21 protein-coding genes are annotated in these 21,527 nt (G+C 69.8%); 4 read left to right on the top strand and 17 right to left on the bottom strand.

Annotated features, from left to right (window positions below; all coding sequences use genetic code 11):
* Positions 1-3: 3 nt before the first annotated feature.
* Genes nuoK through ACFT32_RS15280 form a run of 11 tightly spaced genes read right to left on the bottom strand, consistent with a single transcriptional unit; the run spans position 4 to position 10,836 of the window.
* Positions 4-303, bottom strand: a complete 300-nt coding sequence (gene nuoK / locus ACFT32_RS15330) for an NADH-quinone oxidoreductase subunit NuoK (RefSeq protein ID WP_003992252.1) — start codon at positions 301-303, stop codon at positions 4-6.
* A complete protein-coding gene (locus ACFT32_RS15325; RefSeq protein ID WP_382489201.1) occupies positions 300-1,142 on the bottom strand; it encodes an NADH-quinone oxidoreductase subunit J in 843 nt (280 codons plus the stop codon). The genes nuoK and ACFT32_RS15325 overlap by 4 nt, the downstream gene beginning before the upstream one ends.
* On the bottom strand, positions 1,139-1,780 hold the full coding sequence (gene nuoI, locus ACFT32_RS15320; RefSeq protein WP_382489200.1) for an NADH-quinone oxidoreductase subunit NuoI: 642 nt from the start codon (positions 1,778-1,780) through the stop codon (positions 1,139-1,141). Before nuoI ends, ACFT32_RS15325 begins: the two co-directional genes overlap by 4 nt.
* Complete coding sequence (gene nuoH / locus ACFT32_RS15315; protein WP_382489198.1) at positions 1,773-3,149, bottom strand: NADH-quinone oxidoreductase subunit NuoH; 1,377 nt, start codon at positions 3,147-3,149, stop codon at positions 1,773-1,775. Before nuoH ends, nuoI begins: the two co-directional genes overlap by 8 nt.
* The gene (locus ACFT32_RS15310) at positions 3,146-5,650 is read right to left on the bottom strand and encodes an NADH-quinone oxidoreductase subunit G (RefSeq protein ID WP_382489196.1); all 2,505 of its coding nucleotides are present in this window, start codon (positions 5,648-5,650) and stop codon (positions 3,146-3,148) included. Before ACFT32_RS15310 ends, nuoH begins: the two co-directional genes overlap by 4 nt.
* A complete protein-coding gene (gene nuoF / locus ACFT32_RS15305) occupies positions 5,647-6,993 on the bottom strand; it encodes an NADH-quinone oxidoreductase subunit NuoF (protein ID WP_382489194.1) in 1,347 nt (448 codons plus the stop codon). Before nuoF ends, ACFT32_RS15310 begins: the two co-directional genes overlap by 4 nt.
* On the bottom strand, positions 6,993-7,853 hold the full coding sequence (gene nuoE, locus ACFT32_RS15300) for an NADH-quinone oxidoreductase subunit NuoE (RefSeq protein WP_382489193.1): 861 nt from the start codon (positions 7,851-7,853) through the stop codon (positions 6,993-6,995). The genes nuoF and nuoE overlap by 1 nt, the downstream gene beginning before the upstream one ends.
* Positions 7,850-9,172: an NADH-quinone oxidoreductase subunit D gene (locus tag ACFT32_RS15295; RefSeq protein ID WP_382489191.1), complete on the bottom strand. Its 1,323-nt coding sequence runs from the start codon at positions 9,170-9,172 to the stop codon at positions 7,850-7,852. The genes nuoE and ACFT32_RS15295 overlap by 4 nt, the downstream gene beginning before the upstream one ends.
* Entirely contained in the window at positions 9,169-9,912 is a 744-nt protein-coding gene (locus tag ACFT32_RS15290) for an NADH-quinone oxidoreductase subunit C (RefSeq protein ID WP_382489189.1), read from the bottom strand. Before ACFT32_RS15290 ends, ACFT32_RS15295 begins: the two co-directional genes overlap by 4 nt.
* Positions 9,909-10,463: an NADH-quinone oxidoreductase subunit B family protein gene (locus ACFT32_RS15285; protein WP_010041554.1), complete on the bottom strand. Its 555-nt coding sequence runs from the start codon at positions 10,461-10,463 to the stop codon at positions 9,909-9,911. Before ACFT32_RS15285 ends, ACFT32_RS15290 begins: the two co-directional genes overlap by 4 nt.
* A gap of 13 nt (positions 10,464-10,476) precedes the next feature.
* Positions 10,477-10,836, bottom strand: a complete 360-nt coding sequence (locus ACFT32_RS15280) for an NADH-quinone oxidoreductase subunit A (RefSeq protein ID WP_003974383.1) — start codon at positions 10,834-10,836, stop codon at positions 10,477-10,479.
* A 725-nt stretch (positions 10,837-11,561) separates the two neighbouring features.
* Here ACFT32_RS15280 and ACFT32_RS15275 point away from each other — a divergent pair.
* Together ACFT32_RS15275 and def are read left to right on the top strand one after the other, a co-directional pair.
* Positions 11,562-12,401: a C40 family peptidase gene (locus ACFT32_RS15275; protein ID WP_382489187.1), complete on the top strand. Its 840-nt coding sequence runs from the start codon at positions 11,562-11,564 to the stop codon at positions 12,399-12,401.
* A gap of 282 nt (positions 12,402-12,683) precedes the next feature.
* Complete coding sequence (def, locus tag ACFT32_RS15270; RefSeq protein WP_382489186.1) at positions 12,684-13,310, top strand: peptide deformylase; 627 nt, start codon at positions 12,684-12,686, stop codon at positions 13,308-13,310.
* A 25-nt stretch (positions 13,311-13,335) separates the two neighbouring features.
* On the opposite strand, the gene ACFT32_RS15265 is transcribed toward def, so the two are convergent.
* Positions 13,336-14,631: a geranylgeranyl reductase family protein gene (locus ACFT32_RS15265; RefSeq protein ID WP_382489185.1), complete on the bottom strand. Its 1,296-nt coding sequence runs from the start codon at positions 14,629-14,631 to the stop codon at positions 13,336-13,338.
* A 239-nt stretch (positions 14,632-14,870) separates the two neighbouring features.
* On the opposite strand from ACFT32_RS15265, the gene ACFT32_RS15260 reads away from it, so the two are divergent.
* Positions 14,871-15,182: a PASTA domain-containing protein gene (locus ACFT32_RS15260; protein WP_382489183.1), complete on the top strand. Its 312-nt coding sequence runs from the start codon at positions 14,871-14,873 to the stop codon at positions 15,180-15,182.
* A 15-nt stretch (positions 15,183-15,197) separates the two neighbouring features.
* Here ACFT32_RS15260 and ACFT32_RS15255 read toward each other — a convergent pair whose 3' ends face one another.
* The 4 genes from ACFT32_RS15255 to ACFT32_RS15240 are packed head-to-tail and all read right to left on the bottom strand — an operon-like array spanning position 15,198 to position 19,787.
* On the bottom strand, positions 15,198-15,893 hold the full coding sequence (locus ACFT32_RS15255; RefSeq protein WP_184591590.1) for a demethylmenaquinone methyltransferase: 696 nt from the start codon (positions 15,891-15,893) through the stop codon (positions 15,198-15,200).
* A 44-nt stretch (positions 15,894-15,937) separates the two neighbouring features.
* The gene (locus ACFT32_RS15250; protein ID WP_382489181.1) at positions 15,938-17,026 is read right to left on the bottom strand and encodes an acyltransferase; all 1,089 of its coding nucleotides are present in this window, start codon (positions 17,024-17,026) and stop codon (positions 15,938-15,940) included.
* Positions 17,026-19,275, bottom strand: a complete 2,250-nt coding sequence (locus ACFT32_RS15245; protein WP_382489179.1) for a bifunctional polysaccharide deacetylase/glycosyltransferase family 2 protein — start codon at positions 19,273-19,275, stop codon at positions 17,026-17,028. Before ACFT32_RS15245 ends, ACFT32_RS15250 begins: the two co-directional genes overlap by 1 nt.
* A gap of 14 nt (positions 19,276-19,289) precedes the next feature.
* Positions 19,290-19,787, bottom strand: coding sequence for a hypothetical protein (locus ACFT32_RS15240; protein WP_382489178.1), 498 nt, complete (start codon positions 19,785-19,787; stop codon positions 19,290-19,292).
* A gap of 211 nt (positions 19,788-19,998) precedes the next feature.
* On the opposite strand from ACFT32_RS15240, the gene ACFT32_RS15235 reads away from it, so the two are divergent.
* A complete protein-coding gene (locus tag ACFT32_RS15235) occupies positions 19,999-21,048 on the top strand; it encodes a chitinase (protein ID WP_382489176.1) in 1,050 nt (349 codons plus the stop codon).
* Between the two features lie 22 nt (positions 21,049-21,070).
* Here ACFT32_RS15235 and ACFT32_RS15230 read toward each other — a convergent pair whose 3' ends face one another.
* Complete coding sequence (locus ACFT32_RS15230; RefSeq protein WP_382489174.1) at positions 21,071-21,517, bottom strand: hypothetical protein; 447 nt, start codon at positions 21,515-21,517, stop codon at positions 21,071-21,073.
* Between the last annotated feature and the right edge of the window lie 10 nt (positions 21,518-21,527).

Raw genomic sequence — 21,527 nt, 5'->3', positions numbered from 1 at the left:
CCCTTACAGCTTCATCAGGCTGGCGTCGTCGACCGAGGCCGAGTGACGGGCACGGAACAGGGACACGATGATCGCGAGCCCGACCACGACCTCGGCGGCGGCGACGACCATCGTGAAGAACGCGATGATCTGGCCGTCGAGGTTGCCGTGCATCCGGGAGAAGGCGACGAACGCGAGGTTGCAGGCGTTGAGCATGAGCTCGATGCACATGAACACGACGATCGCGTTGCGCCTGATCAGCACGCCGGTGGCGCCGATCGTGAACAACAGGGCCGCGAGATAGAGGTAGTTGACGGGGTTCACTTCGACGCCTCCTCGGACCGCTTGAACTTCGCCGGCCCGATCGCCCCGCGCTCCAGACGGTCCTCGGCCCGCTGCTCCAGGGCCTTGAGGTCGTTGAGCGCCTCCTGCGACACATCGCGGATCTGGCCGCGCTCGCGCAGCGTCTTGCTGACGGTGAGGTCGGAGGGCGTGCCGTCGGGGAGCAGGCCGGCGATGTCGACCGCGTTGTGCCGGGCGTACACACCGGGGGCCGGCAGGGGCGGCAGTTGCTTGCCTTCGCGCACCCGCTCCTCGGAGAGCTCACGCTGCGTCTTGGCACGCTCGGTGCGCTCGCGGTGCGTGAGCACCATGGCGCCGACGGCGGCCGTGATGAGCAGGGCGCCGGTGATCTCGAAGGCGAAGACGTACTTGGTGAAGATGAGGGCGGCGATGCCCTCCACATTGCCCCCGGCGTTCGCCTGGCCGATGCCGTTGAACTCCGTGAGGGAGGCGTTGCCGATGCCGCCGATCAGCAGGACGCCGAAGCCGAGACCGCACAGCAGGGCCAGCCAGCGCTGACCCTTGATGGTCTCCTTCAGGGAGTCCGCCGCGGTCACGCCGACGAGCATCACCACGAACAGGAACAGCATCATGATCGCGCCGGTGTAGACGACGATCTGCACGACGCCCAGGAAGTAGGCGCCGTTGGCGAGGTAGAACACCGCCAGGATGATCATGGTCCCGGCGAGGCAGAGGGCGCTGTGCACGGCCCTCTTCATGAGGATGGTGCACAGGGCGCCGATCACCGCGATCGTGCCGAGGATCCAGAACTGGACGGCCTCTCCGGTGGAGGTGGAGTAGGCGGCGAGCTGGGCGGTCATCGGCCGATCACCTTCTCCGACGCCGGTTCGGTCCCGCCGAAGGTGGAGTCGGACTCCTGCACCACCTCACCCTTGGAGTGGGCGACCTGCTGCTCGGTGCCGGGTGCGGCCTCGGTGACCAGGCCCCGGTAGTAGTCCTGTTCGTCCGTCCCCGGGTAGATGGCGTGGGGCGAGTCGACCATGCCGTCCTCGAGACCGGCGAGCAGCTGCTCCTTGGTGTAGATGAGGTTGGCCCGGCTGGAGTCGGCCAGCTCGAACTCGTTCGTCATCGTGAGCGCGCGCGTGGGGCACGCCTCGATGCACAGGCCGCACAGGATGCAGCGGGCGTAGTTGATCTGGTAGACGCGGCCGTACCGCTCACCCGGCGAGTAGCGCTCCTCGTCGGTGTTGTCGGCGCCCTCCACATAGATGGCGTCGGCGGGGCAGGCCCACGCGCACAGTTCACAGCCGACGCACTTCTCCAAGCCGTCCGGATGGCGGTTGAGCTGGTGCCGTCCGTGGAAGCGCGGAGCCGTGGTCTTCTGCTGCTCCGGGTACTGCTCGGTCAGCCGCTTCTTGAACATGGCCTTGAAGGTCACGCCGAAGCCGGCCACCGGGTTCTGGAAACCGGGCTTGGTGTCCTTCGGTTCCTCAGTCATCGGACGCCTCCTTTCCATCCGTAGATCCGCCCAGAGATTCGTCACTCTGAGTATCGGGCCCACCACTGACAATCAGCTCCCGCTCACGGCGCGAGCGGCGCCTGGGAGCCGGCGGAAGCTCCTGTCCGGGCAGCGGCGGCACGGGGTATCCGCCCGCCATGGGGTCGAAGGCGGCCGGGGTCTCGGCCGGCCGCTCGGCCCGCTTGGACTTCTCGCGGAACATGTCGACGACGAAGGAGAGCAGCAGCAGGGCCAGCACACCGCCGCCGACGTAGAGCACGATGTCGGCGAAGTCGTAGTTCTCGTTCCGCAGGGCCCGCACGGTGGCGACGAGCATCAGCCACACCAGTGAGACCGGGATGAGGACCTTCCAGCCGAGCTTCATCAGCTGGTCGTAGCGGACGCGCGGGAGCGTGCCGCGGATCCAGATGAACATGAACAGCAGCAGCTGGACCTTGACGGTGAACCAGAGCATCGGCCACCAGCCGTGGTTCGCGCCCTCCCAGAAGGTGCTGATCGGCCACGGGGCCCGCCAGCCGCCGAGGAACAGCGTGGTGGCGACGGCCGAGACGGTCACCATGTTGACGTACTCGGCGAGCATGAACATCGCGAACTTGATCGACGAGTACTCGGTGTTGAAGCCGCCGACCAGGTCGCCCTCGGACTCCGGCATGTCGAAGGGGGCGCGGTTGGTCTCGCCGACCATCGTGACGATGTAGAGGATGAAGGAGAGCGGCAGCAGCAGGATGTACCAGCGGTCGGCCTGCTGCTCGACGATCGTCGACGTCGACATCGACCCCGAGTAGAGGAACACGGAGGCGAAGGCGGCGCCCATCGCGATCTCGTAGGAGATCATCTGCGCGCAGGAGCGCAGACCGCCCAGCAGCGGGTAGGTCGAGCCGGAGCTCCAGCCCGCGAGGACGATGCCGTAGATGCCGACCGAGGCGACCGCGAGGATGTAGAGCATCGCGATCGGCAGGTCGGTGAGCTGCATCGTGGTGCGCTGGCCGAAGATCGAGATCTCGTTGCCGGCCGGGCCGAAGGGGATCACCGCGATCGCCATGAAGGCCGGGATGGCCGCGATGATCGGCGCGAGGACGTAGACCGCCTTGTCCGCGCGCTTGACGACGACGTCCTCCTTGAGCATGAGCTTGATGCCGTCGGCGAGCGACTGGAGCATGCCCCAGGGGCCGTGCCGGTTGGGGCCGATGCGCAGCTGCATCCAGGCGACGACCTTGCGCTCCATCACGATGGAGATCAGCACGGTCACCATCAGGAAGGCGAAGCAGAACACCGCCTTGATGACGACCAGCCACCACGGGTCCTGGCCGAACATCGAGAGGTCTTCAGCGGCGAGGTACGGGCTCATGCCTCCACCTCCTTGGGGGCCTCGCCGGCGAGCGTCGCCGGGCCGATGCGGACGAGGGAGCCGGGCCGCGCCCCGGTGTCGGAGGCGACGCCGCCGCCGGTGGAGTTCAGCGGCAGCCACACCACCCGGTCGGGCATCTCACTGATCTGGAGCGGGAGTTCCACGGCGCCCTGGGGGCCGGTCACGGCGAGGAGGTCGCCGTCCTTGACGCCCGCCTCGGCTGCGGTCGCGGCCGACACACGCGCGCGTGCGGCGTGCCGGGTCCCGGCGAGCGCTTCGTCACCGTGCTGGAGGAGGCCCTGGTCGAGCAGCAGCCGGTGCCCGGCGAGGACGGCCTCGCCGACGGCCGGGCGGGGCAGCGCCGCCGCGGTCTCCAGGGGTTCGCCGGCCCGCGGGCCGTCCCAGGCGCCGAGCCGGTCGATCTCCGCGCGCACGGTGCGCAGATCCGGCAGTCCGAGGTGGACGTCCATGGCGTCGGCGAGCATCTGCAGCACACGCGCGTCGGACGGCGCGAGGCGGCGGGTCATCTGGTCGGGCTTGAGCGCGGCCTCGAAGAAGCGGACCCGGCCTTCCCAGTTGAGGAAGGTGCCGGCCTTCTCGGCGACCGCGCCGACGGGCAGGACGACATCGGCCTCGCGGCTGACCTCGCTGGGCCGCAGTTCGAGAGAGACCAGGAAGCCGACCTCGTCCAGTGCCGCACGCGCGCGTGCCGGGTCGGGCAGGTCGGCGATCTCGACGCCCGCCACCAGCAGGGCCTGCAGCTCGCCGGTCGCGGCGGCCTCGACGATCTCGCCGGTGTCGCGGCCGTAGCGGTGCGGGAGGCCGGCCACGCCCCAGACGCCGGCGACCTCGTCGCGCGCGCGTGGGTCGGTGGCCGGGCGTCCGCCCGGCAGCAGCGACGGCAGCGCGCCCGCCTCGATGGCGCCTCGCTCCCCGGCCCGGCGCGGGATCCACACCAGCCGGGCCCCGGTGGCGGTCGCGGTGCGCATGGCGGCGGTGAGTCCACCGGCCACCGCGGCCAGCCGCTCACCGACGACGATCACAGCGCCGTCGGCGCGCAGCGCCTCGGCTGCCGTCGCACCGTCGTCCTCCAGGCCGGCGCCGCTGCCGAGCGCGTCCAGCCACTCGGTCTCGGTGCCGGGAGCCGCGGGCAGCAGCGTGCCACCGGCCTTCTCCAGACCGCGGGTGGCGTGCGTGGCCAGCGAGAAGACCCGCTGCCCGTGCTTCCGCCAGGCCTTGCGCAGCCGCAGGAAGACGCCGGGCGCCTCCTCCTCCGCCTCGAACCCGACCAGCAGGACGGCGGGCGCCTTCTCCAGCGCGGTGTACGTGACGCCCGTACCGTCGAGGTCCCGGCCGCGGCCTGCGACCTGGGCGGCGAGGAAGTCGGCCTCCTCGCCGCTGTGCACGCGCGCGCGGAAGTCGATGTCGTTGGTGTCGAGCGCCACGCGCGCGAACTTGCTGTACGCGTAGGCGTCCTCGATGGTGAGCCGGCCGCCGGTGAGGACACCGGTGCGGCCCCGGGAGGCCAGCAGCCCCTGGGCCGCGATCTGCAGCGCCTCGGGCCAGGAGGCCGGTTCCAGCTCGCCCTCGGCGTTGCGCACGAGCGGCGTCTCGAGCCGGTCCCGCTGCTGCGCGTACCGGAACCCGAACCGCCCCTTGTCGCAGATCCACTCCTCGTTGACCTCGGGGTCGTCGGCGGCGAGCCGCCGCATGACCTTGCCGCGCCGGTGGTCGGTGCGCGTGGCGCAGCCGCCGGAGCAGTGCTCGCAGACCGACGGGGAGGAGACCAGGTCGAAGGGGCGGGAGCGGAATCGGTACGCCGCCGAGGTCAGCGCGCCCACCGGGCAGATCTGGATGGTGTTGCCGGAGAAGTACGACTCGAAGGGGTCGCCCTCGCCGGTGCCGACCTGCTGGAGCGCGCCCCGCTCGACCAGCTCGATCATCGGGTCGCCCGCGACCTGGTTGGAGAATCGGGTGCAGCGGGCGCACAGCACGCAGCGCTCACGGTCGAGCAGCACCTGCGTGGAGATCGGCACGGGCTTCTCGTAGGTGCGCTTGCGGCCCTCGAAGCGGGAGTCGGCGTCGCCGTGCGACATGGCCTGGTTCTGCAGCGGGCACTCGCCGCCCTTGTCGCAGACCGGGCAGTCCAGCGGGTGGTTGATGAGCAGGAGCTCCATCACACCCTTCTGGGCCTTCTCCGCGACCGGCGAGGTGAGGTGGGTCTTCACCACCATCCCGTCGGTGCAGGTGATGGTGCAGGACGCCATGGGCTTGCGCTGGCCCTCGACCTCGACGATGCACTGGCGGCAGGCGCCGGCCGGATCGAGGAGCGGGTGGTCGCAGAACCGGGGGATCTCGATGCCGAGCTGCTCGGCGGCCCGGATGACCAGGGTGCCCTTGGGCACGCTGATCTCGGCGCCGTCGATCGTCAGCGACACGAGGTCCTCCGGCGGGACCGCCGCCTCTCCCCCGCCGGAGGGAGAGCTGGTGGTCACGGTCATGCGTTCACCTCCGTGCGGTCGGCCCAGGCCGTCGACCTGGCCGGGTCGAAGGGGCAGCCCCGGCCCGTGATGTGCTGCTCGTACTCCTCGCGGAAGTACTTGAGCGAGGAGAAGATCGGCGAGGCGGCGCCGTCGCCGAGGGCGCAGAAGGACTTGCCGTTGATGTTGTCGGCGATGTCGTTCAGCTTGTCGAGGTCGGACATCCGTCCCTTGCCGGCCTCGATGTCGCGCAGCAGCTGCACGAGCCAGTAGGTGCCTTCGCGGCAGGGCGTGCACTTGCCGCAGGACTCGTGGGCGTAGAACTCGGTCCAGCGCGTGACGGCCCGCACCACGCAGGTCGTCTCGTCGAAGCACTGGAGAGCCTTTGTGCCGAGCATGGAACCCGCGGCGCCCACTCCTTCGTAATCAAGAGGGACGTCGAGATGCTCGTCGGTGAACATCGGGGTCGAGGAGCCCCCCGGCGTCCAGAACTTGAGGCGGTGCCCGGGGCGCATGCCGCCGCTCATGTCGAGGAGCTGGCGGAGCGTGATCCCGAGCGGCGCCTCGTACTGGCCGGGGCCCGCGACATGGCCGGACAGGGAGTAGAGCGTGAAGCCTGGCGACTTCTCACTCCCCATCGACCGGAACCAGTCCTTGCCCCGGGTCATGATCGCGGGAACCGACGCGATGGACTCGACGTTGTTCACCACAGTCGGGCACGCGTAGAGGCCCGCGACAGCGGGGAAGGGGGGACGAAGCCGCGGTTGGCCCCGGCGGCCTTCGAGCGAGTCCAGCAGCGCGGTCTCCTCACCGCAGATGTACGCGCCCGCGCCCGCGTGCACGGTGATGTCGAGGTCGAGTCCGCTGCCCTGGATGTTCTCGCCCAGGAAGCCCGCCTCGTACGCCTCGCGCACAGCGGAGTGCAACCGCCGCAGCACTGGGACGACTTCACCACGCAGATAGATGAAGGCATGCGAAGACCTGATGGCGTAACACGCGATGATCATGCCCTCGATGAGGCTGTGCGGGTTCGCGAAGAGGAGCGGGATGTCCTTGCACGTCCCGGGCTCCGACTCGTCGGCGTTGACAACCAGATAGTGCGGCTTTCCGTCCCCCTGGGGAATGAACTGCCACTTCATCCCCGTGGGGAATCCCGCGCCGCCGCGGCCGCGCAGTCCGGACTCCTTGACGTACGCGATCACGTCGTCCGGCGACATGGCGAGCGCCTTGCGCAGCCCTTCGTACCCCTCGTGCCTTCGGTACACGTCCAGCGTCCAGGACTTGTCCTCGTCCCAGAAGGCCGACAGCACCGGTGCGAGCAGCTTCTCGGGGCTCATGTCTTTCAGCTCGGGTGCCAAGGTCATCACTCCCCCTCCTCGGCGGCGGGCCCGGCCGGGTGTGCCGGGTCGGAGGCCGACGTGTCCTGCGGCGCGTCGTGCGAGCTCAAGTGCTCCGTCGGTGACGGGTCGTGGGGTGCCTCGGTCCGGGCGGCCTCACCGCGCGGATGCACCACGCGCGCGGGTGCGGCCTCCCCCTTGGCGAGCTTCAGGCCGACCAGGGAAGCGTGTCCCGCGCTTCCTCCGGACTCGACGGCCCCGTCCCGCTCGTCGGGGAAACCGGCCAGGACCCGGGCGGTCTCCTTGAAGGTGCACAGCGGCGCCCCGCGCGTGGGCGTGACCGGCCGTCCCGCGCGCAGGTCGTCGACGAGGCGCTTGGCGCTGCCCGGGGTCTGGTTGTCGAAGAACTCCCAGTTGACCATCATGACCGGCGCGAAGTCGCAGGCCGCGTTGCACTCGATGTGCTCCAGGGTGACCTTGCCGTCGTCGGTGGTCTCGCCGTTGCCGACGCCGAGGTGCTCCTGGAGCTCCTCGAAGATCGCGTCCCCGCCCATCACGGCACACAGGGTGTTGGTGCACACCCCGACCTGGTAGTCACCGCTCGGCCGGCGCCGGTACATGGTGTAGAAGGTGGCGACCGCGGTGACCTCGGCCGTGGTCAGGCCGAGGATGTCCGCGCAGAACCGCATTCCCGTGCGCGTGACGTGTCCCTCCTCCGACTGCACGAGGTGCAGCAGCGGCAGAAGGGCGGACCGGGAGTCCGGGTAGCGGGCGATGACCTCGCGCGCGTCCGTCTCCAGACGGGCTCGGACGTCGTCCGGGTAGGCGGGCGCGGGCAGTTCGGGCATGCCCAGGCTGACGCCCCGCTCGGAAGAAGAGGTGGTCACCGGTCGACGCCTCCCATCACGGGGTCGATGGACGCGACGGCGACGATGACGTCGGCGACCTGGCCGCCCTCGCACATCGCCGCCATGGCCTGCAGGTTGGTGAAGGACGGGTCGCGGAAGTGGACCCGGTAGGGGCGGGTGCCGCCGTCGGACACGACGTGCACCCCGAGTTCGCCCTTGGGCGACTCGACCGCCGCGTACGCCTGTCCCGGCGGGACGCGGAAGCCCTCGGTGACCAGCTTGAAGTGGTGGATCAGGGCCTCCATGGAGGTGCCCATGATCTTCTTGATGTGGTCGAGGGAGTTGCCGAGGCCGTCGGGCCCGAGGGCGAGCTGGGCGGGCCAGGCGATCTTCTTGTCGGCGACCATGACCGGGCCGGGCTGGAGCCGGTCCAGGCACTGCTCGACGATCCTCAGCGACTGGCGCATCTCCTCGAGCCGGATGAGGAAGCGGCCGTAGGAGTCGCAGGTGTCGGCGGTCGGGACGTCGAAGTCGTACGTCTCGTAGCCGCAGTACGGCTGCGTCTTGCGCAGGTCGTGCGGCAGGCCGGTGGAGCGCAGGATCGGGCCCGTCGCGCCGAGGGCCATGCAGCCGGCCAGGTCCAGATAGCCGACGTCCTGCATGCGGGCCTTGAAGATGGGGTTCCCGGTGGCGAGCTTGTCGTACTCCGGGAGGTTCTTCTTCATCTTCTTCACGAACTCGCGGATGTGGTCCACCGCGCCGGGCGGCAGGTCCTGGGCGAGTCCGCCGGGGCGGATGTACGCGTGGTTCATCCGCAGGCCGGTGATCAGCTCGTAGATATCGAGAATGAGTTCACGATCACGGAATCCGTAGATCATGACCGTGGTGGCGCCCAGTTCCATGCCGCCGGTGGCGATGCACACCAGGTGCGACGACAGCCGGTTGAGCTCCATCAGGAGCACACGGATGATCGAGGCCCGGTCCGGGATCTGGTCCTCGATGCCGAGGAGCTTCTCGACGCCGAGGCAGTACGCCGTCTCGTTGAAGAACGGCGTCAGGTAGTCCATGCGCGTCACGAACGTCGTGCCCTGCGTCCACGTCCGGTACTCGAGATTCTTCTCGATGCCGGTGTGCAGGTAGCCGATGCCGCAGCGGGCCTCGGTGACGGTCTCGCCGTCGATCTCCAGGATCAGACGGAGCACGCCGTGCGTGGACGGGTGCTGCGGGCCCATGTTGACGACGATGCGCTCGTCGTCGGCGCGGGCCGCCGACTCGACGACCTCGTCCCAGTCGCCGCCGGTGACGGTGTAGACGGTGCCCTCGGTGGTCTCGCGAGGGGAGGCGTGCGAAGTGCTCATGAGTACGACCTCCGCTGGTCCGGAGCCGGGATCTGGGCGCCCTTGTACTCGACGGGGATGCCGCCGAGGGGGTAGTCCTTGCGCTGTGGGAAGCCCTGCCAGTCGTCCGGCATCATGATCCGCGTCAGGGCCGGGTGACCGTCGAAGACGATGCCGAAGAAGTCGTACGTCTCGCGCTCGTGCCAGTCGTTCGTCGGATAGACGGAGAACAGCGACGGGATGTGCGGGTCGCTGTCGGGGGCGCTGACCTCCAGGCGGATCAGCCTGTTGTGGGTGATCGAGCGCAGGTGGTAGACGGCGTGCAGCTCGCGGCCCTTGTCGTTCGGGTAGTGGACGCCGCTGACGCCGGTGCACAGCTCGAAGCGCAGGGCCGGGTCGTCGCGCAGGGTGCGGGCGACGCGGACCAGGTGCTCGCGCTCGATGTGGAAGGTCAGCTCGTCGCGGTCGACGACCGTCTTCTCGATGGCGTTCTCCGGGAGCAGCCCTTGTTCCTCCAGGGCTCCCTCCAGTTCGTCGGCGACCTCGTCGAACCAGCCGCCGTAGGGACGGTTCGCCGGGCCCGGGAGCCGGACCGAGCGGACCAGGCCGCCGTAGCCGGAGGTGTCGCCGCCGTTGTTCGCGCCGAACATGCCGCGCTGGACGCGGATCTCCTCGCCGCCCTGGCCGCGCTGGCCGGGGAGGTTGGAGGCCGACAGGTCCTTCTCGGGGTTGGCGCCGCCCGTGCCGTTCGCGTCGCTCATCGCAGCAGCCCCTTCATCTCGATCGTGGGCAGGGCCTTGAGCGCCGCCTCCTCCGCCTCGCGGGCCGCCTCCTCGGCGTTCACGCCGAGCTTGGAGGTCTGGATCTTCTGGTGGAGCTTGAGGATGGCGTCCATCAGCATCTCCGGCCGTGGCGGGCAGCCGGGGAGGTAGATGTCGACCGGCACGATGTGGTCGACGCCCTGGACGATGGCGTAGTTGTTGAACATGCCGCCCGAGGAGGCGCAGACCCCCATGGAGATCACCCACTTGGGGTTCGGCATCTGGTCGTAGACCTGCCTGAGCACCGGCGCCATCTTCTGGCTGACCCGGCCGGCGACGATCATCAGGTCCGCCTGCCGGGGCGAGCCCCGGAAGACCTCCATGCCGAAGCGCGCCAGGTCGTAGCGGCCGGCGCCGGTGGTCATCATCTCGATGGCACAGCAGGCGAGGCCGAACGTGGCGGGAAAGACGGACGACTTGCGCACCCAGCCCGCGGCCTGCTCGACGGTGGTCAGCAGGAAGCCGCTCGGCAGCTTTTCTTCGAGTCCCATGACGTGTGGCCCCTCAGTCCCATTCCAGGCCGCCGCGCCGCCATACGTACGCGTACGCGACGAAGACGGTGAGCACGAAGAGCAGCATCTCCACGAGCCCGAAGATCCCCAGGGCGTCGAAGGTGACGGCCCAGGGGTAGAGGAAGACGATCTCGATATCGAAAATGATGAAGAGCATCGCCGTCAGGTAGTACTTGATGGGGAAGCGCCCGCCGCCGGCCGGCGTGGGGGTCGGCTCGATCCCGCACTCGTAGGCCTCGAGCTTGGCCCGGTTGTACCGCTTCGGCCCGATCAACGTGGCCATGACCACGGAGAAGATCGCAAAGCCTGCCCCGAGGGCTCCCAGTACGAGGATGGGCGCATACGCGTTCACCGCTCCTCGCTCCTCTCAGTCGGCACTGACTGCTGGCGGTTTGCATCGGGCTCACTTCCGCCCCGTCCGTCCCGCGAACCCCGCCCGCCCCGGCGAAGATCGGGAACATGTGAAGCAGGTCACAAGCCCAACCGCGTGCATCTTATGCCTGTCGCTCTGTGATCTGCGACACGGGGTATTACTCAACCTTTGTGATCTCCACCACCTGACGAAGGATCATGAAGTCGGATGAGCGGTGATCTTCACACGCGAAGCGTCCGGGCGATCACCAGACGTGACATTTTACCTAGTCAGCGCAGGCCAGAAGGGCCGTCTCAATATCAAGAGGGTTCCCTTGCATGCAAATTGGTGGTGGACTCGATCTCTTGATAGAGGCCGCGTTCACACATCAGAGGGCGTGTGGAGCGGAGTGTGGACACGTGCATGCGTTCACGATCTTCGCGAGGCCGTGACCGGGTCGTGATCTACGGCGCGCGACGCGACCGCCGGGCCGACCGTTCCGTGACCTCCGTCACATGGATGAGAAGCCCATGAGAACGGGGCTTGGCCAACCAACCCAACCGGTGGTAGGTGCGGGGCAATTCGGGCGTATTGATCAAAGACCGTGATCACAGGCCGATCACGGTGCGCCCGCAATGTCCGTTACGGCGTCAATAAAGGGTCTCGAGCGGGGATTTTGAGGGCTCGATTGAACAACTGTGGCGCAGCACACGTTTCTTGAAGATATGAAGGAGCCCCTGGTACCGGTTGTTCCCATGTCCCACACCGCTCACATACGCAGCCACCGGAAACCCCGCCGCAGTGCGACCTCGACGATCGCCGTGCGTGCCGGAGTCACCGGTGGCATCCTCAGCCTGGCAGCGGCGGGTGCGTCGGCCTCGGCGAGCGCCGCCGAGCCGGTGACGCAGACCATCGAACTGCCCACCCTGACGGCCGATATGGCCACTCAGGTCGCCCAGTCCGCGGACGCCACCCAGCAGGCGGCCGCGAACTACGAGCTGCGCGCCGAGCGTGACGCCGCCGCCGCCAAGGCCGCCACCGAGGCCAAGAAGGACCTCGCCGAGGCGAAGAAGAAGGCGGAGGCCAAGAAGAAGGCCGCCGAGGAAGCCCGCAAGGCCGCCGCCGAGCGCGCCACGCGCAGCGCCGAGCGCGCCACCCTCTCCGCCTCCGCCTCCGCGTCGACGTCCACCTCGACGACCGCGCCCGCCAGCGGCAGCGTCGCGACCGTCATCGCCTTCCTCAAGGCACAGGTGGGCGACGCCTACGTCATGGGCGCCACCGGTCCCAGCGCCTGGGACTGCTCCTCCCTCGTGCAGGCCGCGTACAAGCAGGTTGGTGTGGACCTGCCGCGCGTCTCGCAGGACCAGTCGATGGCCGGCACGGACGTGTCGCTGTCCAACGTCCAGGTCGGCGACATCCTCTACTGGGGTGGCAAGGGCTCGGCGTACCACGTGGGTGTCTACATCGGAGACGGCCAGTACCTGGACGCGGCCAACCCGTCCAAGGGCGTCGTCATCCAGGACCTGTCGGGCTACCCGGCGTCGGGCGCGGTGCGCGTCCTCTGACGTCACGCACACGGGTTTGAGGGCCGCTGCCACTGATGGCAGCGGCCCTCCCGGCGTGTCCGCACCCCCTCCTGCCGCCCTCACGGGCCGTCTCCCGGCCTTTCGGGGTCGCGGTGTGCCCGGGGCGGGCCGAGCCGTGGCGCGGAGCTCAGACGGCCCTCTGGCCCCTACGGTCGTCCCCGCGCCCGGCGGTCCGCTGTGGCCGGACTCCTCCTGGGACGAGCACCCGGGCTCTGCTGTGATGAGTGCCGGTCACCACAACCGACACCCGAGGAGAGCCACATGCCCAGCGTCTTCGTGCAAGGACGGCCCGTCGACTCCTACCCGCGGCTCGCGCCCGAGGCCCGGCAGGGCAAGGTCCGGCGCATCACCGAGGTCGGCGAGGAGGTCCTGCACAAGCCGTGCCGGGACGTCACCGAGTTCGGCCCGGACCTCGCCGCGCTCATCGACGACATGTTCCTGACGATGTACATCGCGGACGGAGCCGGACTCGCCGCGAACCAGGTCGGTGTCGACCTGCGGCTGTTCGTGTACGACTGCCCGGACGACGACGGGGTGCGGCACGTCGGGCACATCGTCAACCCGGTCCTGGAGCCGCTCGACGCCGCCCACCGGAGGCTGCTCGACGAGGGCGAGGGGTGCCTGTCGGTGCCGGGCGCCACGATGGACGTACCGCGGCCGGACCGGGCCGTCGTGCGCGGGTTCGACAGGGACGGCGAGCCGGTCGTGATCGAGGGCACGGGGTACTTCGCCCGCTGCCTCGCCCACGAGGCCGACCACTGCGCCGGGCAGCTCTATCTGGACCGGCTCTCCACGCGGGAGCGGAAGGACGCGCTGCGGCAGGTGGCGGACCGGCGGGACGAGGTGCTCGCGCGCCGGGCCGCCAACGTCGAGGCGCTGAGTGCCTGATTCAGGCAGAGCGCCGCGCGCGTGATCAGGCCTTCGGGGCCACCTTGCTCAGTCCGTTGATGATGCGGTCCATCGCGTCGCCCCCGGTCGGGTCCGTGAGGTTCGCGAGGAGCTTCAGCGTGAACTTCATCAGCATCGGGTGCGTGAGACCGCGCTGGGTGGCGATCTGCATGACCTTCGGGTTGCCGATGAGCTTCACGAAGGCACGGCCGAGCGTGTAGTAGCCGCCGTAGGTGTCCTTGAGCACGCGCGGGTAGTGCTGGAGCGCCAGCTCGCGCCGGGCCGGGGTGGAGCGGGCGTGGGCCTGGACGATGACGTCGGCGGCGATCTGGCCGGACTCCATGGCGTAGGCGATGCCTTCGCCGTTGAAGGGGTTCACCAGGCCGCCGGCGTCACCGACGAGCAGCAGGCCCTTGGTGTAGTGCGGCTGGCGGTTGAAGGCCATGGGCAGGGCGGCGCCGCGGATCGGCCCGGTCATGTGGTCGGGGGTGTAGCCCCAGTCCTCCGGCATGGACGCGCACCAGGCCTTCAGGACCTCGCGCCAGTCCAGTTCCTTGAAGGAGTCGGAGGTGTTGAGCACGCCCAGGCCGACGTTCGAGGTGCCGTCGCCCATGCCGAAGATCCAGCCGTAGCCGGGCAGGAGCCGGTCCTCCCCAGGGCCGCGGCGGTCCCAGAGCTCCAGCCAGGACTCCAGGTAGTCGTCCTCGTGGCGGGGGCTCTCGAAGTACGTCCGTACGGCCACGCCCATCGGGCGGTCCTCGCGGCGGTGCAGGCCCATCGCGAGGGAGAGGCGGGTGGAGTTGCCGTCGGCGGCGACGACGAGCGGCGCGTGGAAGGTGACCTCGCGCTTGTCCTCACCGAGCTTGGCGTGCACGCCGGTGATCCGGCCCGTGCGGTCGTCCAGGATCGGCGCGCCCACGTTGCAGCGCTCGAACAGCCGGGCGCCCGCCTTCTGGGCCTGCCGGGCGAGCTGGTCGTCGAAGTCGTCGCGCTTACGGACGAGGCCGTAGTCGGGGAAGGAGGCGAGATCCGGCCAGTCGAGCTGGAGCCGTACTCCGCCGCCGATGATCCGCAGGCCCTTGTTGCGCAGCCAGCCGGCCTCCTCCGAGATGTCGATGCCCATCGCCACCAGTTGTTTGACGGCGCGCGGGGTGAGGCCGTCGCCGCAGACCTTCTCGCGCGGGAACGCGGTCTTCTCCAGCAGGAGGACGTCGAGTCCCGCCTTGGCGAGGTGGTAGGCGGTCGTGGAGCCGGCCGGCCCCGCGCCCACGACGATCACATCGGCGGTGTTCTCGGAGAGAGGCTCGGTCACGACGGTCACGGCGGGATCTCCCCAAGCTTCGGGATCTGTGTGCCGGCGGGCACAGGACACGGGCAGTCTATGCAGCGGTGTTGATCACCCCGCTGAAGGGCTGCCTACGCGAACCGAGCCCCTGTTGACGGAGCGTAGTCGACTGTCACAGAAAGACACCCGTCGCTTCCGGGCGGCGTGAGACCGGAGTTACCCTTCCTGTACCGCTGGGGGTGACATCTGTGCAGATATCCCGCAAAGCACCCGAAGTGCGCGTACCGCGTCTGGTCGGTCTGATGGCCGTGGACGCGCGCGAGACGGCCAGGGCGCGGGGCCTGTTGCTCAACGCGCCGGACCGGCCCGATTTCCATCTCGCCGTCGTCGACTACGTCGTACGCCAGTACCCGCAGCCCGAGGCCGAGGTGCCGCGGGACTCGATGGTCTACGTGTGGTTCGACTTCGGCCCCGGCGAGGGCGGCGGAGGCGTGCACGAGCCGCGGATCCCGAGACCGCCCAGGGGCGGACTCCAACGGGAGCTGGACGAGCCGGGCGACCCCTACATGGTCCTCAGCTCCCCGTAGCGGGCGCTTGCCGGTTCAGCTCTCCTTGAAGCCCCGGTGCAGGGCCACGATCCCGCCGCTCAGGTTGCGCCAGGCCACCCGCGACCAGCCGGCCTTGCCCAGCCGCTCCGCCAGCGCGGGCTGGTCGGGCCAGGCGCGGATGGACTCGGCGAGGTAGACGTAGGCGTCGGGGTTGGAGGACACGGCCCGGGCGACCGGCGGCAGGGCGCGCATCAGGTACTCGGTGTAGACCGTGCGGAACGGCGCCCACGTCGGGTGCGAGAACTCGCAGATCACGATCCGCCCGCCGGGCCGGGTCACGCGCTGCATCTCCCGCAGGGCCGCGTCCGTGTCCTGCACGTTGCGCAGCCCGAAGGAGATGGTGACGGCGTCGAAGGTGTCGTCCTTGAAGGGGAGCCGCGTGGCGTCGCCGGCGGTGTAGGGCAGCCAGGGCCGGCGCTGCTTGCCGACCTGGAGCATGCCCTGGGAGAAGTCGCACGGGACGACGTAGGCACCGGTCTGCGCGAAGGGCAGCGAGGAGGTGCCCGTGCCCGCCGCCAGGTCGAGGACCTTCTGCGCGGGGCGCGCGTCGACCGCCTTGGCGACCTCCTTGCGCCATCGCCGGTCCTGGCCGAGGGACAGCACGTCGTTGGTCAGGTCGTACCGTTCCGCCACGTCGTCGAACATCGAGGCGACTTCGTGCGGCTGCTTGTCCAGGGATGCGCGGGTCACGCGCCCATTCTTGCAGTACCCCCGCGCAGGGCCCCGGAGGGTCCTCACGGCAGGAGCCTCGGCTTCTTCCGTGCCGCCACGTCCTCCACCCACCCGCACAGCAGCACGAACACCGCGATCAGCACCCAGCCCACACCGAACATGAACCACTGGCTGTCCAGCGGCAGGTACGCCTCGAAGGCCGGCACGTCCCAGAACCGGTCGATCAGCGGTACGGCGAGGATCAGGGCGATCTCGTGCCAGAGGTAGAGCGTCACGGCCCGGGCGTTGAACACCGTGACGAGCCGGTCCAGCCGCCGGAACCGGGCGAGTCCCGCGAAGTCGGTCCGGAAGCGGGCCTTGGCGTACATCAGGAGCGTCACGAACCCGGCCGACCAGAAGGCCTGCGCGAGCGGGTTCTCGTCGAGGTCGTACGTGCCGTACTCGGCCTGGTGCGCGAGGGCGTACCAGCCGCCGTACGCGAGGGCGCCGAGCGCGAGCGGGACGACCGCGGCGGGCTTCAGCCGGGCCAGGACGCCGTCGTGGTGCGCGAAGCCCAGGAGCCAGCAGAACAGGAACGTCGCCAGGTCCCACAGCGCGGCACCGAGCCGGTCGTCCGGCGGCTGCCACACGAACTGGAGGGCCAGGACGGGTGTCAGCGACAGCACCAGGACCGGGACGGGGGCGAGCCGGAAGACCCGCAGCAGGAGCGGGGAGAGCAGTACGAACCAGAGGTACGTCCGCAGGTACCAGAGGATCTCCCAGGCCTGCTCGCCCCAGGCGTTGCCGGGCGGGTCGCCGAGCGGCACCACCCAGTAGACGATCTGCCAGCCCGGCATCCAGCCGTGCACCAGCATCGCGCCGACCACGAACACGCCCCAGAACCAGAAGGGCGGCAGCAGCCGGCGGACGCGGCTTCTGATCACCGTGAGCGCGGGGCGCTGCAGGGACCTCGCCATGAGGGTGCCGGCCAGGCCGAACATCACCCCCATGGAGGGGAAGATCAGCCCGGCCCAGGCCCAGCCGAAGGTGTGGTAGCTGACGACGCGGACGAGGGCGACGGCCCGCAGGGTGTCGAAATAGCGGTCCCGCACCGGGCGGGCGACGGCGGCTTCCGGGAGTGCTCGCTCGGCCGTTCTGCTGTGCGCCCCCATCAGCCCGCCCCCGCCGGGGTGCCGACCTCGCCGGTCCGTTTCAGCTTCTGCCAGCGCAGCCGGCCGCCGGTGAGGGCGGTGACGCAGGAGTGGATGAGGACGAGGTACATCATCTGCCGGTAGGCGAGTTGCTGGAGCGGCATCATCAGCAGGTAGCGGTACTTCTCGCGGTCCAGGCGGAAGGCGTACGCCGCGCACACCAGCTGGATTCCGAGTACGGCGAGCCAGGCCAGCAGTGCCGCCTTGAAGTCGATGAAGATCATCGAGTAGGCCGTGAAGACGTCGATGAGCGGGGCGAAGACCGGTGTGACGATCTGGAACAGCACCACCAGCGGCATGCCGACCCGCCCGAAGCGCCCCGAAGGCCCCTTGTCCGTGAGGGACTTGCGGTGCTTCCACAGCGCCTGCATCGTGCCGTACGACCAGCGGTAGCGCTGGGACCAGAGCTGCTTGAGCGAGCCAGGCGCCTCGGTCCAGGCGCGCGCGTGCTCCTGGTAGACGACCCGCCGGCCCGCGCGGTGCATCGCGATGGTGATGTCGGTGTCCTCGGCGAGGGTGTCCTCGCTCATGCCGCCGACCTGGAGCACCGCCTCGCGGCGGAACGCGCCGATCGCGCCGGGGATGGTCGGCATGCAGCGCAGCAGGTCGTACATGCGCCGGTCCAGGTTGAAGCCCATCACGTACTCGATGTGCTGCCAGGCGCCGATGACGGTGGTGCGGTTGCCGACCTTGGCGTTGCCCGCGACCGCGCCGACCTCCGGGTCGGCGAAGGGCTGGACGAGGTGCCGTACGGTGTCCGGCTCGAAGACGGTGTCGCCGTCCATCATCACGACGATGTCGTGGGCCGCGTTCCGTACACCGTTGTTGAGGGCGGCCGGCTTGCCCGCGTTGGTCTGGCGGATGACGCGCACGTTGGGCATGCCGAGGGACTCGGCGATGTCGGCCGTGCCGTCCGTGGAGCCGTCGTCCACGACGATGATCTCGATCGGATGCGTGCTCCGCGCCAGCGAGTCGAGGGTGTTGGCGATGCACTCCTTCTCGTTGTACGCCGGGACGACCACGCTCACCGGCCGGGTGACCGTCGGCCCCCAGCTGAAGCGGCGCCTGTTGCGCAGGCGGTGGTGGCGGCGGGCGAGGACGAGCATCATCCCGAAGCGGCCCATGACGGCCACGCCGACCACCATCAGACCGACGGACAGCGCCGGCACGGCCCACTCGGCGACGGCCACGGCCGCGACCAGGGCCTTGCCCTCGTAGAGGATCGCGCCGGTGGCCTCGCGGTGGGCGGCCTGGAGGGAGTTCGCGGTGCCCTGGGGGCCGTTCGCGGTGCTCTGGGGGCCTCCGGTTCCGGGCTGCTGCCCGGTGCCGCGCCCCTGCTCCATGACGCCGCTGATGGTGGTGAAGGTGTACCCCTTCGCCCGCATCTTCTCGATGTACACCGGCAGCGCCTTGATCGTCTGCGAGCGCTCGCCGCCCGCGTCGTGGAAGAGGACCGACGCGCCCTTGTTCTTCTTCGGCGTGGCCCACTGGACGATCTTCGAGGCGCCCGGCCGCTTCCAGTCGTCGCTGTCGGTGTCGACGAAGACACTGGTGTAGCCGTCCTGGCCGAGCTTCTTGTAGACGGGCCAGCTGTAGTTGTCGATGGCGTCCGTCTCCGAGGAGTACGGCGCCCGGAACAGGGTGGTCGTGATGCCGGCCGCGCCCGCCAGCGCGAGCTGGGTCTGCTCCATCTCGCGCCGGACGCGGGCGTCGCTCTGGTACGACAGGTCGACGTGCGTGAAGGTGTGGATCCCCACCTCGTGGCCCTGCTCGACCATGTCCCGCACGATGCCCGGGTAGCGCGACACCATCGAGCCGACCAGGAAGAACGTGGCGGGCACGTCGTACTTCTCGAGGATCGCCAGCACCTGGGGCGTCCAGGTCGGGTTGGGTCCGTCGTCGAAGGTGAGCGCGATCGTCTTGTCGGGGACGGAGACGGTCGTGGCCTGTCCGCCGCGGAAGGTGACGATCGGCCCGCCGTCCAGGACGTCGTCCGGTACGTCGCTGGAGCTGGCCCCGGTGCGCACGCGCTGGTCGCCTCCGACCTCGGCGCGCAGATAGCCGTCGAGGAGCATCACGCAGATCAGCGCGAGCAGGAGCAGCAGGGCGAGGATGACGCGCGGCTTCTGCAGCGCGGCGGCCTTGCCGGCGGCCCGCTCCATACGGGAGGGGGCGCGGCGGCGGCCGCGTGAGGGGGTGGTCGTGGTCATTCGGCGGCCCCCGGTCAGTCGGTGCCCGCGCCCGCGGCAGCGGAGGCCGAGGCGGACGGGGATGCGGTGGACGGGAATGCGGTGGACGGGGATGCGGTGGACGGGGACGTGGTGGACGGGGAGGTGGTGGCACCTGCGGCGCCGTCTTCGGTGACCTGGGGCGGAGCCGACGGGACACCGCTCGGCGGCGCGGCGCCCGGGCCCCCCAGCCCGTTGCCCCCCAGCCCGTCGCCCTGCGGCCCTCCGCCCTGCGGCCGGCCGCCGCCGGGACCCGCGCCCGCGAACGGCAGCAGCTGCGACGGTGTGAGCGAGGTGCCCCAGCCCATGAAGGCCGCGCCGAGCACGGCCGCGTACCCGAGGCAGACGACTCCCAGGAGGAGACCGATCCGGCGCAGCAGCCGGGCCCGGCGTCCGGAGTTGTCAACGAACACGGGCCCTTCGGCGGACTCGTTGCCGCGTTTGCGGCGGCGACCGCGGGTGACGCGGCTTTCGATGGCAGGCTCGGAATGCATTCCCAGGACATTAGGCGGGCTTTATGTGCCCTAAACTTGGGTTTTGATGTGAGAGACCCATGAGAAACGACCGAAGCTGTCCTTTCTCTGAGAGTTGTCGGGAACTCCTGCGGAACTCGTTCTGAGCGCCCATCATCGTGAGACGTTTGCTGCCGGGAAACGTACTGGGGGTTTGGACCTTTATGACCTCACGAGAACGGGAGCGTGCGCTATGAGGAGTCACCGGAAGCGGGCGGCGGTCGGGCTGAGCTGTCTGCTCGCCCTGGCCGGTACGGCCTGCTCCGAGCAGGGCGAGGCGGCCCGCCCGGCGCCCCCGGCGTCAGCCGCGCCCAGCGCCTCGTCCCCTGCCGAGTCCGACTCCGATTCCGAGTCCGGCACCGGCACCGGCACCGCGTACGCCCCGTACGTCGACGCCAAGGACTCCGCCGCCACCGACTCCGCGGGCTCTCCCACGACGTACAACCTGGCCTTCGTGCTGGCCGGCGGCAGCGGCTGCACTCCGCGCTGGAACGGCACGGACGCCCTCGGCGACCCGGCGGTGAAGTCCCGTATCGAAGCGCTCAAGAAGGACGGCGCCCAGGTCCGGGTCTCCTTCGGCGGCGCCTCCGGCAAGGAACTCGCGACGGCCTGCGACAGCGCCTCGGAGCTGGCGGCGGCGTACGGCAAGGCCCTCGACGCGGCCGGTGCCACCCGGGCCGACTTCGACATCGAGGGCGACGAACTGGCCGACTCCGCCTCCATCGCCCTGCGTTCGAAGGCGATCGCCCGGTTGCAGCAGGAGCGAGACGGCCTGGAGGTCTCCTTCACGCTGCCGGTGATGCCCTCGGGCTTCGGCAAGGACAGCCTGGCGCTCCTCGCCTCCGCCAACGACAACGGCGTGCAGGTCGCCACCGTCAACCTGATGACGATGAACTACGGCAGCTCGTTCGACGGCGACATGGGCGGTTACGCCCTCGCGGCCGCGAAAGCCTCGCACACCCAGTTGAAGAAGGTCTTCGGCACATCGGACACGGCCGCCTGGCGGGGCATGGCGCTCACCTCGATGATCGGTGTCAACGACGTCGCCAACGAGACCTTCACACTCGCCGACGCCGCCGAGGTCCGAACCTTCGCCGAGGGCAAGGGCATCGGGTGGGTGTCGATGTGGTCGGCGGCCCGGGACCGGCAGTGCGCGGACGGGTCGAAGACCGACAAGCCGGCGACCGACTGCAGCGGGGTGAAGCAGAGTTCGGGGGCGTTCGCCGAGGAGTTCGCCGGCTGACGCGGTGTCAAGGGCGGTCGGCTCAGCGCCGCCGGTGCACCAGCCGCCCCGCGCACACCGTCGCGACGCACTCCCCCGCCTCGTCGAAGACGGCGAGGTCGGCCCGGCCGGTCGGGACGAGGACGGTGCGGCGCGTACGCGGCAGGACGACGACGTCGTTGCGCTCGGCGGCGGACCGGAGTTCCGCCGAGTCGACGTACTCCTCAAGGACCGCCACCGCGCCGAGCTTCAGCACCGCGTGGACACGCTCGCGCGGGCTCGGGGCGTCCGGGAGCGGGCCCTCGTGGACGTGGGCGGGGCCGAGGGTCCCGGGCCAGCTGCGCACCCGGGCCTTCGGGAACGCCTCGCGCACGTCGTCGAGTTTCCCGACGGCACCGATCCGGTCCCGCCCGACGACCACGGCGCCGTTCTTGACGGGATCGGAGTCCCAGGTGACACGGACCGCGTCCGCCGTGTGGATCGTCTCCAACTCTTCCCCG

Origin of the sequence: Streptomyces sp. NPDC057002 (genome assembly GCF_042673825.1) — a bacterium.
GTDB lineage: Bacteria > Actinomycetota > Actinomycetes > Streptomycetales > Streptomycetaceae > Streptomyces.
The sequence above is the reverse complement of the archived record's forward strand: the minus strand, read 5'-3'. Positions and strand labels throughout refer to the sequence as shown.

What these genes read in the sequence shown, in the direction of transcription:
- ACFT32_RS15325 (WP_382489201.1), bottom strand. Translation starts at nt 1,142, where the DNA reads ATGACCGCCCAGCTCGCCGCCTACTCCACCTCCACCGGAGAGGCCGTC.
- nuoI (WP_382489200.1), bottom strand. Translation starts at nt 1,780, where the DNA reads ATGACTGAGGAACCGAAGGACACCAAGCCCGGTTTCCAGAACCCGGTG.
- nuoH (WP_382489198.1), bottom strand. Translation starts at nt 3,149, where the DNA reads ATGAGCCCGTACCTCGCCGCTGAAGACCTCTCGATGTTCGGCCAGGAC.
- ACFT32_RS15310 (WP_382489196.1), bottom strand. Translation starts at nt 5,650, where the DNA reads ATGACCGTGACCACCAGCTCTCCCTCCGGCGGGGGAGAGGCGGCGGTC.
- nuoF (WP_382489194.1), bottom strand. Translation starts at nt 6,993, where the DNA reads ATGACCTTGGCACCCGAGCTGAAAGACATGAGCCCCGAGAAGCTGCTC.
- ACFT32_RS15295 (WP_382489191.1), bottom strand. Translation starts at nt 9,172, where the DNA reads ATGAGCACTTCGCACGCCTCCCCTCGCGAGACCACCGAGGGCACCGTC.
- ACFT32_RS15290 (WP_382489189.1), bottom strand. Translation starts at nt 9,912, where the DNA reads ATGAGCGACGCGAACGGCACGGGCGGCGCCAACCCCGAGAAGGACCTG.
- ACFT32_RS15285 (WP_010041554.1), bottom strand. Translation starts at nt 10,463, where the DNA reads ATGGGACTCGAAGAAAAGCTGCCGAGCGGCTTCCTGCTGACCACCGTC.
- ACFT32_RS15275 (WP_382489187.1), top strand. Translation starts at nt 11,562, where the DNA reads ATGAAGGAGCCCCTGGTACCGGTTGTTCCCATGTCCCACACCGCTCAC.
- def (WP_382489186.1), top strand. Translation starts at nt 12,684, where the DNA reads ATGCCCAGCGTCTTCGTGCAAGGACGGCCCGTCGACTCCTACCCGCGG.
- ACFT32_RS15250 (WP_382489181.1), bottom strand. Translation starts at nt 17,026, where the DNA reads ATGGGGGCGCACAGCAGAACGGCCGAGCGAGCACTCCCGGAAGCCGCC.
- ACFT32_RS15245 (WP_382489179.1), bottom strand. Translation starts at nt 19,275, where the DNA reads ATGACCACGACCACCCCCTCACGCGGCCGCCGCCGCGCCCCCTCCCGT.
- ACFT32_RS15240 (WP_382489178.1), bottom strand. Translation starts at nt 19,787, where the DNA reads ATGCATTCCGAGCCTGCCATCGAAAGCCGCGTCACCCGCGGTCGCCGC.
- ACFT32_RS15235 (WP_382489176.1), top strand. Translation starts at nt 19,999, where the DNA reads ATGAGGAGTCACCGGAAGCGGGCGGCGGTCGGGCTGAGCTGTCTGCTC.